This window comes from Solibacillus isronensis, assembly GCF_023715405.1.
Classification (GTDB): domain Bacteria; phylum Bacillota; class Bacilli; order Bacillales_A; family Planococcaceae; genus Solibacillus; species Solibacillus isronensis_B.
In genome coordinates this window covers 346,180-361,837 of record NZ_JAMBOC010000001.1, presented here as the reverse complement: position 1 = coordinate 361,837, position 15,658 = coordinate 346,180, and the positions used below count along the sequence as shown (strand labels likewise).

Below are 15,658 nucleotides of genomic sequence, written 5' to 3'. Positions count from 1 at the left end.
GCTTCTTTATGAAAAGGTATTTCCATCAAAACTGCTGAAACTTACTTTTTCAGCTATTTTTATTTAACCGCCCGAATAAAAATTCGTTCGCTTTCATCAGTCGGTTGTGTTGTCATCCAGTCTGCCGTCACTTCAACGTGAGAAAAACCGATTTCTTTCAGCCATTTCACATATTGCTCATACGCAAATGTGCGCTGATAATGTTCTTCATCAAAGCGTTCATATAGACCGCTTTCTGTTAGTACAAAAAACGTCATTTGATGGTACACAGAATGGGGTTCTTCACCCGGCTCTGTATGCCAAACATATGAAATTTCGCCGTCGTCATACGTAAACGGACCATCCAGAAAAATTTCGTCCATTTTATATAACGAATGTACATCAAAGAATAGTTGTCCGCCTTCCCGAAGACTGTCAAATACCCGTTTCAATGTTTCCACGACATTTTGCTGCTCTTTTACATAATTGATCGAGTCAATTGGAATGATCGCAACATCCAAATTGCTGAAACCTTCCAGTTCGTCCATTGACATAGCATATAGAGGCATTGAAACTTTTTCATCCTCCATACGCGCACTTGCAATGGCAAGCATTTCTTCCGATAGGTCAATCCCTGATACAGCGTAACCCGCTTTATTCAGTAATAATGCAAGCGTTCCTGTACCACAGCCAATATCGAGCAGATTTTTATAGTTCTGTGCAGGTGCATATGTCTGAATCCATTCCACATATTCCGTATACGGGATATCGGTCATCAATTCATCATAAACTTCCGCAAAACGCTCATAACTATTCATTGTCCATTTGTGGCGCGTCTAATTGTGGTGCATCTCCCCATAGACGTTCCAGGTTGTAATAGGCACGCTCATCTTTATGGAAAATATGTGCAACAACATCACCCATATCGACTAAAATCCAGCGTGCAGTATCAAAGCCTTCAAGCTTACGTACTGTGTAGCCCGCTTCTTCTGCTTTTTCTTTAATTTCACGTGCAATTGCCTGTACTTGGCGCTCTGAGCTACCTTCTGCAATGATGAAATAATCAGCTAAAAGTGAAATTCCCTGCATATTTAATGCAACGATATCCTCTCCTCGCTTGTCATCGATTGCTTTGTACGTAATATTTAATAACGTTTCATTCATGTATGTTTATTCCTCTCTTATTAAGCTGTTGTAGCATTCAATCGAAACAGGATAAATTGCCTGCTGTGACGAAACTAAAAAACTGAGCGTATGTGTCACACATGCCCGGAATGCATCCTCTAAACTGATGTCTGCCAACGTTCTTAGTTCCTCAACACCCTGAAATTTACGATTTGGTTCAATCATATCTGCTACATAAATAATTTTCTCAAAAGTTGTCATATTCGCACGTCCGGTAGTATGATAACGAATTGCATTTAAAATGCCTTCATCATTAATTTGGAATTCCGTCTCGACAATCCAGGCACCGACCGGACCATGCAATATTTCAGCATTCCAGTCAAGCAGACGCGCATCCAACTGCTGTTCAATCACGACTTGCTTCATCCAGTCAACATCCGCATATTTAGCTATATCATGGAAGATAGCCGCAATCTCTGCTTTTTGTGGATTTTCACCGTATCGTTGAGCTAAACGGATCGCTGTTTCCATTACACCAATGGTATGAATATACCGTTTTTCAGGCATTCGATCTTTAATCGCTGCCAGCATCGTTTGACGTTCCATACAAACCTTCCTTTCGAATATACCGTTCAACTGCAGCAGGCAATAAAAACTGTAAAGGTGCCTCTGTTTGCTGTAACCGGTTTCGAATATATGTTGAAGAAAGGTCAATTTGCGGGGCTTCCACCATACACACGTCGTAACATGATTTTGCTTCACTGCCCGGGCGCTTCACTCCAACAAATGTGACAAGTTCCATTAACTCATCGATACGGTGCCATGTATGCAAAGAATCGATCATGTCCCCGCCGATAATAAAATAAAACTGTATTTGTGGTTCACGTTCACACAATGCTTTCATTGTATCGAATGTATAGGATACCCCTCCGCGCTCAAGTTCATATGTTTCCACATGAAAATACGGAATATCCTCGATCGCCAGCTCAACCATCCGCAGACGCTGAGCATTTGTTGCAGAGCGGGCCAAATCCTTATGCGGCGGCTTTGCGTTCGGCATAAAGCGTACTTCCGTCAAACCAAGCGCTGCATACACTTCATTGGCCATCATTAAATGTCCAATATGCGGTGGATTAAAAGTTCCGCCAAAAAGACCGACTTTCTTCATTACACTTCACCTTATTTCGTAGCTACTTTTGGTAATACGATTTTTTTGTTGTTGCGCGATTCTTTATATAAAACAACTGTCAACCCGATCAGTTGAACAAGCTCGGCACGTGTACCGGCAGCCAGTTCTTCCGCCACAACTTTTTTGTCTTCTTCACAGTTGTCTAAAATGCGTACTTTAATAAGTTCGCGTGCTTCCAATACATCACGTAATTGTGCAATCATTGCATCATTTACGCCACCTTTCCCAACTTGGAAAATTGGATCTAAGTGGTGTGCCTCAGCACGTAAAAAACGTTTTTGTTTACCTGTTAACATAATTTCCTCCTAATTGCGCCGTTAAACGGGCAATCATTGCATTTGTATTTGGATAATGACCTAACCAGTGTTCGTATGCAATCGCACCTTGATGCACGAACATGCCTAACCCATTGACAATTGTCGCCCCTTTTTGCTCAGCCGCTTGCAAAAATGGCGTCATTAATGGATTATACACAATATCTGCAGCAATTGCGCCTGCCGGGAACTTTCCAAGCGAAAATGGTAATGCAAAGTCGCCCGTAGCCATTCCTGCTGGTGTTGTTTGAATAAAAATTTCATAATTAGCCAGGCTTTGTTCTGCTACTTTCATCGAAACAGCTTGGCCGGCATGTAATTCATCAATAATTTGCTGTGCTTTTTCAACTGTTCGGTTGGCAATTGTTATATTCGTATAACCTGTTAGTTGAAGGGCAAATGCAATACCGCGGGCTGCGCCACCTGCTCCGATCAGTAAAACCGGTGCATTACGTTTTGTAGTACCGATCACATGCTCAAGTGATTTCACAAAACCCGGACCGTCCGTATTATAGCCCTTTAATTTACCTTCTGCAGTACGCACGACCGTATTGACCGCACCCATCTTTTCGGCAAGCTCGTCAAGTTCATCCAGGAACGGAATAATCGCTTGTTTATGCGGAATCGTTACATTCCAGCCGCTTGTCCCTAACAGTTTGAAAGATGCAACAGCTTGTTGTAGATGTTCTGGCTTCACGTGTATCGGGATATACGTCGCATCCACATTCGCTTCTTCATACCATGCATTATGCATCTCCGGAGATTTTGAGTGTGCAATCGGATCCCCAATAACCGCAAACCATTTTTTCATCGATATTTCCCTCTTTCCTGCTACCATTCATTCACTGTAAAATAATTGACTTGATAAAAAGAAGGCGAATTTGCCCGTCTACCCTTCATACCAATCAACTAACTTCACTTCAGATGTTAAAAATTTTTCCCTAAATTAGTTGAAGAGACCGTTCTATTAAATCAGTGATGGACGAATGAATACTTCTACGCCTTTTGGTGCGTGTGCTGCTACTACAACATTGGCATGCTGTACTGTAACCCAGCCTAATCCTGAAATAACTACATCAGTTTTCGGTTCTTTGATCGAAAACTCGTGACGTACTAATGGTGGTAATTGATCAATATGTTTAGACGTTGGAGGTGCCAATAACTCACCTTTATGTTCTTCATATAATTGATCCGCACGTTCCAGCTTCGTACGGTGGATCGGCAAATCATTTGCAACATGTACAGTAAATGCCGAACGCTCGCCTTGTATAAAATCAAAACGGGCAAGAGCACCGATAAATAGTGTTTGTCCGGGATTTTGCTGATACACTTTTGGTTTAATTTCTTTTTTTGGCATAATATATTTTAATTCACTTGAATCGATATGGTGTGCCATTTGGTGATGATTGATAATACCAGGTGTATCATATAAAGATGATCCGTCATCTAACGGAATGCCAATCATATCAAGCGTAGTTCCCGGGAAATGAGAAGTTGTAATAATTTCTCCTTCACCTGTAGCTTGCTTAATAATACGGTTAATAAACGTCGATTTACCGACATTTGTACAACCTACAACATATACATCTTTACCATTACGGTATTCTTCAATCGCTTCAACGACTTCCTGCATGCCCATTCCTTTATGTGCCGAAACAAGCTTCACATCAATCGGCTTTAATCCAAGTGCTTTCGCTTCACGTTTCAACCAGTTGATCACTTTCTTTTCTTTTACCGATTTTGGTAAAAGGTCTGCTTTATTTGCTACTAAAAGAACTGGGTTATTTCCAACGAATCGGTGTAAACCTGGTAGCCAGCTGCCATTGAAATCGAAAATATCCACGATTTTCACGATCAGACCTTGCTGTTGTCCAAGACCGTTTAAAATACGTAAAAAATCATCATCCGTTAAGCTAACAGGTTGGATTTCATTATAGTTTTTTAAACGGAAACAACGTTGACAAATAATCATTTCCTTTTCCAGCGAGGACGCAGGTGCATACCCTAATCCATTTTTATCTTCAGTTTGAATCACTGTTCCACAGCCAATACATTGTGGCATTTCATTCATTCAATATTTCCTCCTAACTACTATTGCACCTTCATGCAAAAAAACTTGGGTCGCTTTTTAGTCTTCCCAAGGATACTTTCCTTTTCGCTTTAAATCGTTGTATACACGACGTTCGACGAAGCGGTTAAATTTTGTGACGAGTCCATCAGAGTCAGCAACAGGACGAACTAAAAACGTATAAAGTTTTTGACGTTTTGCGCCCATCACATCTGTTAATAGCTGATCTCCCAGCATCGCAACTTCATGGCGACGTAGACGCAGCTGAACAAGGGCCGCATAGTATGCTGCTCCTAATGGTTTTTTGGCACGGAAAATAAACGGTATGCCATGCGGTTCTGCAAACTGGCGCACCCGTGCTTCATGATTGTTTGAGGCAATGATAATTTTTATGCCTGCTTCTCGCATCATTTCAAACCATTGTACAAGCTCTTCCGTTGCATCAGCACGGTCCCATTCAACAAGCGTATTATCTAAATCTGTTATGATCCCTTTAATGCCTAAATCCTTTAATTTTTCCGGTGTAATTTCATATACACTGCGAATAAATTCATCTGGTAATAAAAAGTTGTACAAAGCCGTAACCCCTAACTCAAAATTTATTTATTCATTATACCATAGTAGCAAAAGCTTCTCCCATTTTTATCTTCGCCCCATTTGTAACATTCTCGGTAAATTCAATTGCATTTTGTTCAAATAACATCACAACGGTTGAACCAAACGCAAAATAGCCGACTTCTTGTCCTTTTTTCCACTGTGTAGACGTATTTGTAAGTTCAATTGAATTCACAAATGTCGCTCCTACTTTAATGAATGCTGTATAATGTTGTTTTTCATAGTTAATTTCGCTTATCATACGATAATTATGACTGATTGGTTTTTTTCCATATTGTAAGCCCATCTGGTTTACAGGATAAGACTTTTGACCAAGTATGTATTGTCGCTTAACAATACCATCAATCGGACTATGGATACGGTGATAATCTGCAGGACTCAAGTAAAAAACAATATACTTGCCATTATTATACCTCTTTGCCTGTATTTCATTTCCCATTAAATCAATTAAAGAATACGGCTTATTTTTCACAGTAAACATTTCCTGATCCTCAATATTGCCGAATGCTTCTATTTTTGCGTCAACAGGACTTGCAAATATATTTTTGCGAACATCTACCGGACGTACTTCTTCTTTCAGCTGGCGAACAAAAAAATCATGCAGGCTAGTAAATTCTTTTGGAGATTTTGAAACTTCTTGTATGTTAATTCCGTATATTTGACTATAGCTACGAATAAAATTTTTACTTAAACGTGATTGTGCAATTTGTTGTAAAATTTTCGAAGAGATTTTACCATTTGATAGTTCTATCATATTCCGGTATAATTTTTCCTTCATTCTAGGTCCTCCGTTAAGTATTGAATAAAGTGAGACTTCAATCAGTTGGGCGCTTTCCTCATCCCCACTGATTAGAAGGAACACAAGCTAAAACCGTCACGTCCAGTGACAACGCTTGTGTAATCAACATCATGTTGGCCCGAACCAATCGGGCTTTTACGGGTAGTTTTACTACTCATTAATGCGGGATAAAAGTAAATTATATAATGACTGGCCAAACAAAGATAGGTTTTAATATGAATTAACTATTACCTTTTTTTAATAGAACAAGTATAATAGAATATAGCCGATGTGCAAGGGAGTGTTTTCCAATGTTTCTACTTCAAAAAGTTGATTCAACGTTTAAAAAAATAAAAGCAAACGCTGCTAATATCATTACAATTACAAATATGTCGTTTGGTGGGGCTGCAATTATGGCTACACTAAATGAGTATCATAGCTACAGTGTACTATTAATTTTTATCGCTGCTTTTTTAGATCGTTATGACGGTAAAGTTGCCCGTAAATTTAATCAGGAGTCCGAATTGGGAAAACAGCTTGATTCCATGGCGGATATTATTTCTTTCGGTGTAGCACCTGCCCTATTAATGTATGAAATGGCATTAATGAATGCAGGATTTACAGGTATGATGATGCCCGTATTATTTATTGCTGCCGGTGCGTTGCGTTTAGCTCGATTCAATGTGATGGATTCAACAGGTTATTTTGTAGGACTGCCGATTACAGCGGCTGGTACATTACTAACTTTTTCTTATTTCTTTACAAATATGTTATCCGAAACGTTTTACTTAATTCTTTTCCCGGTATTGGCACTATTGATGGTAAGTACCTTTACATTAAAAAAAGTGTAAGAGCAGAAATATCGCTCTTACACTTTTTTCATTTCTGCGCAAATTTCATCATATACTGTCGAAAAGATGAAAGGATGTTAATTGCTTGAGCGGTTTTGTGACAGCATTGGTTCAACTTTGGCTTGAGCTTCCCGCATTACTAGGCTATTTAAAAGGGCAGACGTTTTATAAACCGTTATCACGCGAGGAAGAAGAAGAAGTCATCAATCGTTTTATAAAGGGGGATGAAAGCGCTCGTGTCGAATTAATCGAGCGAAATATGCGGCTTGTTGCGCACGTTGTAAAAAAATTCCACCCTTCACACGATTTACTTGATGATTATATTTCAATTGGCACGATTGGTCTTATGAAAGCCGTAAGCAGTTTCACACCAGAAAAAAAGACCCGTCTCGCCACATATGCCGCCCGATGTATCGAAAATGAAATTCTGATGCATCTTCGCGCACAAAAAAAAGTGCAAAAAGATGTCTCGTTATTTGAGCCGATTGGTGTCGATAAAGATGGGCAGTCTCTTCAAATCCGTGATTTACTGCAGCTTGACGAACCTTCCACAATTGAAAAAATTGAACGACAGGAGGATTTTGCCCAGCTGTATCGCTATTTGGATACATTAGATCCACGTGAGCTCGAAATTATTTCCTACCGTTATGGGCTCCAAAACTTCGACCCGCATACCCAAAAAGAAATTGCCAAAAGGCTCAATATTTCACGCAGCTATGTTTCACGCATTGAAAAACGGGCACTTATTAAGCTTTACCAGCAGTTTAAACATGGTGAGAAAGAATAAGCCATATGAAAGGCAGATAGATTTTCAACATACAATAAAGAAAATGCCCAATCCTTTAATGCGATTGGGCATTTCTACGCTGATCCATATTATAACTTTGTAATTGCGTTTAATACGATTTCCGTTGAGTGTTTCGCTGCTACAGGTAAAAACTCATCAAATGACATGCTCGATTCTTGTCCTGCAATGTCTGATAATGCACGAATGACTACAAATGGTGTATCGAATTGGTGGCATACTTGCGCTACAGCCGCCGCTTCCATTTCCACGGCTTTCATTGTAGGGAAATCTTTTCGCACTGCCTCAACACGCTCAGGGTTGCTCATAAATACATCGCCTGAACAAATAAGGCCTACACTGTAATTATGCTCTCCCACTTCTTTAACTGCCTGTTTCGCAACTTCCATTAATTGTTCATCTGATTTATAAGCTGCCGGCATCCCAGCCATTTGACCGATCTCATAGCCAAAAGCTGTAACGTCGACATCATGATGACGTACTTCATCCGAAATGACGATATCCCCAACCTTTAATGCTGCATCAAAACCGCCTGCTGATCCTGTATTAATGACAACTTTCGGATTAAACTTTTCCAATAAGATCGTCGTAGACATTGCCGCATTCACTTTACCGATACCGCTTTTTAACAGTACGATTTCTTTGCCTTCATATGTACCTGTTGTGTATTCACTGTTTGCTATTGTTTCTGTTTTTGTATTTTGTAGAGCACCGCGTAATAATTCTACTTCCTGCTCCATTGCACCGATTACTGCTATTGTCATTTAGTTCATTCCTCCAATTAAACTTGCTAACTATTCTACTTTATTGTGAACCTTCTAATGTTGTCAAAACTTCTATTTGAACCGGTTTCCAGCCTTCATTGTCAACCCATTCTATACTTACACGATATTTTTGTTCTTTGTCCATCGATGTGACAACGGCAATTGCACTTTCCGTACTACCGTTATTATTCACACGCAGTACAATACTGTTTTCCTGCTGTAAATCAATGACGCTGAAAATTGCTTTTAGTTTTTCTTCGTAATCAATATGCCCTTTTTCATATGTCGACACATGTTCTCCTGTTTGTGCCGTCGGATAGGCCGGCCAATTAGGATTTGTAATGACTTCTTTTACTGACGGATCGTTGGAAGGACTCACCATGTCACCCGATTCAGATGTTGGCTGTTCAGTTTCATCTGTAGCGTTATCTTCCTCATCTACTTCTTCCTCCGGTACTTTTGTTTCTGTTTCATTATCTTCCGTTTCTTGTCCAGCGTCATCTTCCGGGACATCAGTTGCTACTTCTGCCGGTGAATCTTGCTCTGCTTCGTTTTTAGGTTCCGGCTCTTGTGTAATGATAAAAATTAATGTTGCCACAATTAACACAGCGACAATAGCGATTAAATAATTTAATCTTTTATCCGCTTTTTGAAATTTCGTCTGTTTTGTTTTTTGTTCAGCATACTGTTGTCGTGTTTGAAATCGTCTTTTTCGTTCCATTTCAATTCCTCCTATGCACACCTATTTTAGCATTAGAACAGCAAAGGTTGCACGGAAATTGAACATTGGAAACTCTTCCAAATATATCAACATAACAAAAGCAGCTAGCAATTTGATGCTAACTGCTTCATAATTATTTTACTTCTAAAATAATAACTTCCATATCTCCGCCTGGTGTTGTCAGTTTTACAACATCGTCCACATGCTTGCCCATTAAAGCTTTAGCAATCGGAGAGTCATTCGAAATTTTACCTTCCATCGGATCGGCTTCAGCTGAACCAACAATTGTGTATGATTCTTCAAAGTTTGCACGTTTACCGTTGATCAGTTCATCAAATGTAACTGTTTTACCTAAAGAAATTGTATTTGATGTTTCGTCCTCAGTAATAATAACAGCATTGCGCAGCATTTGTTCAATCAAAGAAATACGACCTTCCACAAATCCTTGCTCTTCTTTTGCTGAATCGTATTCAGAGTTCTCGGAAAGGTCACCGAAGCTGCGAGCTACTTTAATGCGCTCTACTACTTCCGGACGCTTTACTGTTTTTAATGTGTTTAATTCATCTTCTAATTTTTGTTTTCCATCAAGTGTCATTGGATATTGTTTTTCGTTTGACATTATTCCCACTCCTTAGTATTAACTTGAAAACGTTTACTTTTAGCGTTTTCTATTTCTATTCTTCTAAAAAATACGTATAAATTTAAAAGTTATTTTCACGTATTTTGTTCATAAATAACAGAAAACCCGACTACTAGTTTACGGTATGTGTAAATCCCTTCTTTTAGAAGAAGTTTACACCGTAATACGGGCAGCCGAATTTTATGATTAATTATTTATGTTGTTCTATCGATTTAAAATGTAATTAATGTAAATACTACATCATCATATTACAAGTTTGATTCAGTTTCAAGAATTGTTTTTATTTTCGTTACCATTAAGTCAATTGCAACGTTATTTTCTCCGCCTTCAGGGATAATTACATCTGCATATCGCTTAGTCGGTTCGATAAACATATTGTGCATTGGACGCACTGCTGTTAAATACTGATCGATTACCGAATCAGCTGTACGACCGCGCTCTTTAATATCACGTTGAATGCGTCGGATAATACGTAAGTCAGAGTCTGTATCCACAAATAATTTAATATCCATTAAATCACGCAGACGCTCGTCCTCCAGCACTAAAATTCCTTCGACAATGATTACATCCTTAGGTTCCACATGAATGACTTCATCTGAACGCGTATGCTGTACATAATCATAGACCGGTTTTTCCACTGATTCATAGGCAAGTAAACGATGAATATGCTCGATCAGCAAATTATTGTCAAATGCAAGCGGATGATCATAGTTTGTTTCCAGACGCTGTTCAAACGTCATATGGCTTTGGTCTTTATAATAATAATCCTGTTCGATAACAACTACTGAATGTTCACGGAAAACATCGTATATAGAACGTGTCACGCTCGTTTTACCTGAGCATGAACCACCGGCAATTCCGATTACAACTGGACGGTTTGACATTTAATTATTCTCCTTTCGCATCATATCAAAATGTGATAATGAGCGATCAACTTTAAATTTAACGATTTGTAGTGGGTGGCGGGCAACATCTAGTTCATTGCCTTTTTCATCCCAAAGCTGGCCAACCGTCATTTTGAATGTATCCATATTAGGGCCGAAAAATTCAACCGTATCGCCTGTCTTGAAATAGTTGCGTTGTTCCAATGTAACTATTTGTGTTTCGGCATCATAATCCATTACAAAACCAGCAAAATCCCACTTCATTTTATGTGAATGGAAACCAAACATTTGTTGTTTATAGCTTGGCTCACCTTCAAAGAATGACGAAGCAGTCGCACGGTTTGCACAGCGCGCCAGTTCTTCCAGCCATTCTTTTTCGAATGTAAAGTTTTCCGGGTCTGCACAGTAAGCATCAATTACTTTACGATAAACGGAAATAACCGTTGCGATATAGTGAATCGACTTCATACGGCCTTCCACTTTTAATGAATCAATCCCTAACTCAATCATGTGAGGAATGGATTCGATCAATTTCAAGTCTTTCGGGCTCATTGCAAACGGTGCTTCACCTTCGTTAAACAATGCTGTTTCTTTACCGTCGTTATTTTCATATAAATCATAATCCCAACGGCAAGACTGACAGCAGCCGCCACGGTTTGAGTCTCTGGCCGTCATATGGTTTGAAAGTGTACAGCGTCCGGAATAAGCGATACACATTGCACCGTGCACGAATGCTTCGATTTCAATGTCTACCTCTTCTTTCATTTTACGCATTTCTTCCCCGCCGACTTCACGTGCTAAAACAACACGTTCCAAACCTTCTTCTTTCCAGTACTTTACCGCTTTCCAGTTGGATAAAGACTGTTGTGTAGAAAGATGGATTTCTAAAGAAGGGGCACACTTTTTACAAGTTTCAATAATTAACGGGTCTGCAACGATAATCCCTTTTACGCCTGCTCCCTCGATTGCCTGCAAGTATTCTTCCAAACCGTCCATATTTTCGTTATGCGCAAAAATATTTGTCGTTACATATACAACGGCTCCGTATTTTTTGGCAAATTCAACGCCTTCCTTCATTTCTTCAATAGTGAAGTTCCCTGCGTTAGAACGTAAACCAAATTCCTGACCACCGATAAATACAGCATCAGCACCGTAGTGTACGGCTACTTTTAATTTTTCCAAGCTTCCTGCTGGTGCTAGAAGCTCTGGTTTTTTCGTAATTACTGTTTTTCCGTTAATAGTTTCACGGATCTTTTCATTTTGAATTAATTGTAGCATACTGCGTTCGTTCTCCTTCCTAGTAGACTGTTTCCTTGTAGATGAAGCCAGTATCCAGTGGACGTAACGCTGGCTGAATTGCTTCGATTTGCTCAAATAGCTCGGATTTAATGTCATCGTACGCATCTTCGCCTTGATCCAAATACGTATCAATTGCTTGACGGTAAAGTTCTGTAACTGTCACCGTATAATCAAACGTTTGAAGGACACCATCAATTTTGAATGAATCGATACCCGCCTCAAACAATTCATTTAACTCTTCAATAATGCACATGTCATTCGGAGAGAAAATATGTGTGCCATTCATATCCTCATAGATCGGATATTTATTTTTACGCTCTTTATCGTGAAGGAACATATTTTTGTTTTCTTTACGATTTTCGATTTCCATCGCTTCGTCACGGTACAGGAAATAGTTCCCTAAAAGTGCGCGCTTAGATTGGAACATACAAGTCATACCATGTACTTGTACTTCGATTTCATGCTTTGTATTTTGTTTAATTTCGAGCACTTCATCGACTGAAAGTTCACGTGCCAGTACAGCACGCTTACTTCCGCGTTCACCCCAATAGTTCACTTGGAAGAAGTTCGTTGCAGTCGTTTCCGGATTCCAATGCAACGGAATGGTTACATTGTTTTCACGCACTGCGATAATTACTGCTGGGTCCCCGAATAATAATGCGTCTACCCCAATACGCTGCATCTGTACTAAATATTCATCCAATGCATCTAAACGATCGTTGTGGAATAATGCATTGACCGCCACATAAACCTTTTTACCTGCAGCGTGAATCAGTTTTGTTGCTTCTTCCACCTGTGCTACTGTAAAGTCTCCAGCTAGACGTAAGCCAAATTTTTGTTCACCGATCACAAAAGCATCAGCACCTGCCTCAAGTAGTGCTGTAATATGCTCAATGGATTGTGGTGTTACTAATAATTCTGGTTTTTTCACACTAATCACCTCTTCAAACAAATTAACAAACCATCACCGACAGGGAAAAAGGCACTAGAATAATCCGGATGTGCCATGATCCAGTCTGAAAATGTTTTTAAATTGCGGATCATCGTTCTTTTTCTTCTAGGTACTTCTTTTATATCTAAATCTGATAATCCGTGCATATACATATTATCGATGTATAAAACGCCACCCGATGGAACGAGTGTTGCGTACTTTTCGAAAAACTTCATGTATTGCCCTTTTGCCGCATCAATAAAAACAGCATCAAAAGTAGTAGGAAGTGTTTCCATGTCTACCTCTAACGCATCGCCCTCTATTACTTGTATGCGGTTTGCCACCTCTGACCTTGCAATGAATTCCTTGGCATACTGAACTCGCGACACATCGCGTTCAATCGTCACAATATGACAATCTGGCAGCGCTTGAGCCATTCGTATAGCAGAATAACCAATTGCCGTCCCAATTTCTAAAATCGATTTCGGATTTTGAATTCGCAAAATTTGATTCAGTGACTCAATCCCGGCAAGCTGCATGATCGGGACATGATTCTGTTCTGCGAAGCGTTCCATTTCCATTAATAATTCATCACGTTCAGGAATGAAAGAAGCAATATAAGCGTCTGATAATTCCATTCGTCATTCTCCCTTTACCTGGTTGTTTGCGCCCATCTTTCATTCACAAGAAAAAAGACGAAACGAAGATGTTTGCGCCTACAAAATTGTTATATAAGGACAAAAAATCACAATTTATAATAGCATGAAAAGAAAAGGAATGCGAACAATTTACTGAATTCCATCGTAAAACGGAAATTTCAAGCCATTCGATCCCTTTTCCACAACTTAACTTTCTTAACGTAAATATTTTTCGATGTTCGCTAAATGTTCATCATACGTTTTAGCAAAATGATTTATGCCTTCTTTATCTGCCAGGAAGTATAAATAATCAGTTTGTGAAGGATTCAATGCCGCTTCAATTGATGTTTTTCCGGCTCCCGCGATTGGTCCTGGAGGCAATCCAACATTTTGATACGTATTATACGGGTTGTCCACTTCCAAATCTTCATACAGCACGCGGTCTTTATGGGACCCTAATGCATACAGTACGGTTGGGTCTGTTTGTAAAGGCATCTCAATTTCCATACGGTTATAGAATACACTCGCAATTGTTTCACGGTCCGTTTGGGCAGTTGCCTCTTCTTCAAGCAGTGATGCAAATGTCAATAGTTCATGAACAGATGTTTCACGTTCTTCCAATACCGGAGTATATTCGGAAACAATCGTATTCATCGCAGAAAGCATTGTATCGATAATTTCCTCTATCGTTGGGTTTTCCTCAAAGAAAGGATATGTTGCCGGATATAAATAGCCTTCTAACGGATGACGAATATTCTCCTTTAAAATAGCTTCTGACAATAATTCAGGATATTCAGTGATTAATTGCTTGACATAAGCGGCATCCGTCACTTTTTTCATGAAGTCCTCTGCTTTATGAGAAGTATTTTTCTGTACAACATCTGCTACTTGCTCAAGTGTTAACCCTTCTGGCACTGTCATTGTAAATACAGGCTCGCGATACACACGACCTGTCTTTAAGCTTTCAATAATTTCGTCGAGTGTCATGGATTTCGTTAAAGAATAACTGCCGGCTTGGAATTCCGATTCATTTTTAAATTTAGTGTAATATTTAAAAATCTGTGCATTCTTTACAATGCCCTTATCTTCTAGAATAGTCGATATTAATGTAATACCTGAACCCATCGGAATTTCGACTTCAACTTTTTTGTTCGATTCCGGGTCCATTGGTTCCAATGCCGATGTCACATAGTTGTATCCTACGAAACCGACAATGGCAATAATCAGAAGAGCCACAAGCGCGATGATTCCCACAATTTTACGCACCGTTCTGACTTCTCCTTTACGCTCTTTCATCTTATTGAACATTTCTTGCTTCTTATTTTCGTCTAGCACGGGAGTCCCCCCTTTTTCTCTCCCATAATGATACATAAAAATCTCTTTCGACACAATATAGAGCCATGAAAGGTATGGAAATTCTCACTATTTGCGACGTTTTATAATAGAAAATGTTCGTTTTTGTCTAAATTTGAACAATAAAAAAACCCTACTGCCGTATAAATCGTCAGTAAGGTTCTTGAAATTAGTTTTGTGCCAATGAGTTTAATACTTGTTCTACCATTTCCCACTCTTCGTCTGTTTCGATAGGAAGCAAGTCCGCTACTTCACCGTTATCGCCAGCGATATAGGCAGAAGCATATACTTCCTCCAGTACAGGCTCATCGTCTTCCATAATTGCATAGAATAAGTAATTTTTGCCGTTGCTTTCAAAGCGGTGTAATATTTGGCACATAACTTCTTCATCATCTTCATTCGTGATTGTGAAGTAATTTGTCTGATCCGAGCCAAATTCGTCTAGTACCGTATTCATAACTTCTTCAACCATTGACCATTCTTCATCTGTTTCAATATCCGCAAAGCCGCTCATTTCGCCATTCTCGTCGAGAACATAGCGAAGTGCAGAAATACCTGCTTCTTCATCACCGATTAATGAGAATAAAACATATGAATGATCTTCCGAATCAAATGTAAATACAACGCGGCATTGTTGCTCTCCGCCGTCTTCTTTTTGCAAAATAAAAATATTTTCTTCCAAACTAATTCCTCCCAATGAATAA

At 39.3% G+C, this 15,658-nt stretch carries 20 protein-coding genes; 2 read left to right on the top strand and 18 right to left on the bottom strand.

Going from position 1 to position 15,658, the window contains the following annotated elements; genetic code table 11:
• Nucleotides 1-59 precede the first annotated feature (59 nt).
• From M3166_RS01725 to M3166_RS01685, 9 genes are all read right to left on the bottom strand, one after another.
• On the bottom strand, nt 60-797 hold the full coding sequence (locus M3166_RS01725; RefSeq protein ID WP_251686751.1) for a class I SAM-dependent DNA methyltransferase: 738 nt from the start codon (nt 795-797) through the stop codon (nt 60-62).
• Nucleotides 790-1,143, bottom strand: a complete 354-nt coding sequence (gene rsfS, locus M3166_RS01720; protein WP_008407622.1) for a ribosome silencing factor — start codon at nt 1,141-1,143, stop codon at nt 790-792. Before rsfS ends, M3166_RS01725 begins: the two co-directional genes overlap by 8 nt.
• A gap of 6 nt (nt 1,144-1,149) precedes the next feature.
• The gene (gene yqeK, locus M3166_RS01715) at nt 1,150-1,710 is read right to left on the bottom strand and encodes a bis(5'-nucleosyl)-tetraphosphatase (symmetrical) YqeK (RefSeq protein ID WP_251686749.1); all 561 of its coding nucleotides are present in this window, start codon (nt 1,708-1,710) and stop codon (nt 1,150-1,152) included.
• The gene (locus M3166_RS01710; RefSeq protein WP_251686747.1) at nt 1,679-2,272 is read right to left on the bottom strand and encodes a nicotinate-nucleotide adenylyltransferase; all 594 of its coding nucleotides are present in this window, start codon (nt 2,270-2,272) and stop codon (nt 1,679-1,681) included. Before M3166_RS01710 ends, yqeK begins: the two co-directional genes overlap by 32 nt.
• 11 nt (nt 2,273-2,283) lie before the next feature.
• A complete protein-coding gene (yhbY, locus tag M3166_RS01705) occupies nt 2,284-2,589 on the bottom strand; it encodes a ribosome assembly RNA-binding protein YhbY (RefSeq protein WP_251686737.1) in 306 nt (101 codons plus the stop codon).
• Nucleotides 2,576-3,418, bottom strand: coding sequence for a shikimate dehydrogenase (aroE, locus tag M3166_RS01700; RefSeq protein ID WP_251686735.1), 843 nt, complete (start codon nt 3,416-3,418; stop codon nt 2,576-2,578). Before aroE ends, yhbY begins: the two co-directional genes overlap by 14 nt.
• A gap of 156 nt (nt 3,419-3,574) precedes the next feature.
• On the bottom strand, nt 3,575-4,678 hold the full coding sequence (yqeH, locus tag M3166_RS01695; RefSeq protein WP_251686733.1) for a ribosome biogenesis GTPase YqeH: 1,104 nt from the start codon (nt 4,676-4,678) through the stop codon (nt 3,575-3,577).
• Nucleotides 4,679-4,735: 57 nt separating this feature from the next.
• Entirely contained in the window at nt 4,736-5,251 is a 516-nt protein-coding gene (locus tag M3166_RS01690; protein WP_008407628.1) for a YqeG family HAD IIIA-type phosphatase, read from the bottom strand.
• Nucleotides 5,252-5,285: 34 nt separating this feature from the next.
• A complete protein-coding gene (locus tag M3166_RS01685; protein WP_251686731.1) occupies nt 5,286-6,068 on the bottom strand; it encodes a phosphatidylserine decarboxylase in 783 nt (260 codons plus the stop codon).
• Nucleotides 6,069-6,379: 311 nt separating this feature from the next.
• Here M3166_RS01685 and pssA point away from each other — a divergent pair, with 311 nt between their 5' ends.
• Both pssA and sigK read left to right on the top strand, forming a co-directional pair.
• Nucleotides 6,380-6,919, top strand: a complete 540-nt coding sequence (gene pssA / locus M3166_RS01680) for a CDP-diacylglycerol--serine O-phosphatidyltransferase (RefSeq protein ID WP_251686729.1) — start codon at nt 6,380-6,382, stop codon at nt 6,917-6,919.
• Nucleotides 6,920-7,004: 85 nt separating this feature from the next.
• Nucleotides 7,005-7,706 carry an RNA polymerase sporulation sigma factor SigK gene (gene sigK / locus M3166_RS01675; RefSeq protein ID WP_079527948.1) on the top strand — a complete coding sequence of 234 codons (702 nt, stop codon included), beginning with the start codon at nt 7,005-7,007 and terminating at the stop codon, nt 7,704-7,706.
• A gap of 89 nt (nt 7,707-7,795) precedes the next feature.
• Here the strand turns inward: sigK and mtnN are convergent, their stop codons facing one another.
• From mtnN to M3166_RS01630, 9 genes are all read right to left on the bottom strand, one after another.
• Entirely contained in the window at nt 7,796-8,488 is a 693-nt protein-coding gene (mtnN, locus tag M3166_RS01670; protein WP_251686727.1) for a 5'-methylthioadenosine/S-adenosylhomocysteine nucleosidase, read from the bottom strand.
• Between the two features lie 40 nt (nt 8,489-8,528).
• A complete protein-coding gene (locus M3166_RS01665) occupies nt 8,529-9,209 on the bottom strand; it encodes a YrrS family protein (RefSeq protein WP_251686725.1) in 681 nt (226 codons plus the stop codon).
• A 133-nt stretch (nt 9,210-9,342) separates the two neighbouring features.
• The gene (gene greA / locus M3166_RS01660; RefSeq protein ID WP_251686723.1) at nt 9,343-9,828 is read right to left on the bottom strand and encodes a transcription elongation factor GreA; all 486 of its coding nucleotides are present in this window, start codon (nt 9,826-9,828) and stop codon (nt 9,343-9,345) included.
• A 269-nt stretch (nt 9,829-10,097) separates the two neighbouring features.
• Complete coding sequence (gene udk, locus M3166_RS01655) at nt 10,098-10,733, bottom strand: uridine kinase (protein ID WP_251686721.1); 636 nt, start codon at nt 10,731-10,733, stop codon at nt 10,098-10,100.
• Nucleotides 10,734-12,011: a peptidase U32 family protein gene (locus M3166_RS01650; protein WP_251686719.1), complete on the bottom strand. Its 1,278-nt coding sequence runs from the start codon at nt 12,009-12,011 to the stop codon at nt 10,734-10,736.
• A gap of 19 nt (nt 12,012-12,030) precedes the next feature.
• The gene (locus M3166_RS01645; protein ID WP_251686717.1) at nt 12,031-12,963 is read right to left on the bottom strand and encodes a peptidase U32 family protein; all 933 of its coding nucleotides are present in this window, start codon (nt 12,961-12,963) and stop codon (nt 12,031-12,033) included.
• A 5-nt stretch (nt 12,964-12,968) separates the two neighbouring features.
• Nucleotides 12,969-13,601 (bottom strand): O-methyltransferase, encoded by a 633-nt coding sequence (locus M3166_RS01640; RefSeq protein ID WP_251686715.1) that lies wholly within the window; start codon nt 13,599-13,601, stop codon nt 12,969-12,971.
• Between the two features lie 216 nt (nt 13,602-13,817).
• The gene (mltG, locus tag M3166_RS01635) at nt 13,818-14,936 is read right to left on the bottom strand and encodes an endolytic transglycosylase MltG (protein ID WP_251686713.1); all 1,119 of its coding nucleotides are present in this window, start codon (nt 14,934-14,936) and stop codon (nt 13,818-13,820) included.
• A gap of 187 nt (nt 14,937-15,123) precedes the next feature.
• Complete coding sequence (locus tag M3166_RS01630) at nt 15,124-15,636, bottom strand: DUF1292 domain-containing protein (protein ID WP_251686711.1); 513 nt, start codon at nt 15,634-15,636, stop codon at nt 15,124-15,126.
• Nucleotides 15,637-15,658 lie beyond the last annotated feature (22 nt).

Bases quoted from the DNA above. Each gene is read 5' to 3' on its own strand.
- greA (WP_251686723.1), bottom strand. From the start codon at position 9,828: ATGTCAAACGAAAAACAATATCCAATGACACTTGATGGAAAACAAAAA.
- M3166_RS01640 (WP_251686715.1), bottom strand. From the start codon at position 13,601: ATGGAATTATCAGACGCTTATATTGCTTCTTTCATTCCTGAACGTGAT.
- M3166_RS01725 (WP_251686751.1), bottom strand. From the start codon at position 797: ATGAATAGTTATGAGCGTTTTGCGGAAGTTTATGATGAATTGATGACC.
- yqeK (WP_251686749.1), bottom strand. From the start codon at position 1,710: ATGGAACGTCAAACGATGCTGGCAGCGATTAAAGATCGAATGCCTGAA.
- yqeH (WP_251686733.1), bottom strand. From the start codon at position 4,678: ATGAATGAAATGCCACAATGTATTGGCTGTGGAACAGTGATTCAAACT.
- pssA (WP_251686729.1), top strand. From the start codon at position 6,380: ATGTTTCTACTTCAAAAAGTTGATTCAACGTTTAAAAAAATAAAAGCA.
- M3166_RS01710 (WP_251686747.1), bottom strand. From the start codon at position 2,272: ATGAAGAAAGTCGGTCTTTTTGGCGGAACTTTTAATCCACCGCATATT.
- M3166_RS01650 (WP_251686719.1), bottom strand. From the start codon at position 12,011: ATGCTACAATTAATTCAAAATGAAAAGATCCGTGAAACTATTAACGGA.
- rsfS (WP_008407622.1), bottom strand. From the start codon at position 1,143: ATGAATGAAACGTTATTAAATATTACGTACAAAGCAATCGATGACAAG.
- udk (WP_251686721.1), bottom strand. From the start codon at position 10,733: ATGTCAAACCGTCCAGTTGTAATCGGAATTGCCGGTGGTTCATGCTCA.
- aroE (WP_251686735.1), bottom strand. From the start codon at position 3,418: ATGAAAAAATGGTTTGCGGTTATTGGGGATCCGATTGCACACTCAAAA.
- M3166_RS01685 (WP_251686731.1), bottom strand. From the start codon at position 6,068: ATGAAGGAAAAATTATACCGGAATATGATAGAACTATCAAATGGTAAA.
- yhbY (WP_251686737.1), bottom strand. From the start codon at position 2,589: ATGTTAACAGGTAAACAAAAACGTTTTTTACGTGCTGAGGCACACCAC.
- mtnN (WP_251686727.1), bottom strand. From the start codon at position 8,488: ATGACAATAGCAGTAATCGGTGCAATGGAGCAGGAAGTAGAATTATTA.
- M3166_RS01665 (WP_251686725.1), bottom strand. From the start codon at position 9,209: ATGGAACGAAAAAGACGATTTCAAACACGACAACAGTATGCTGAACAA.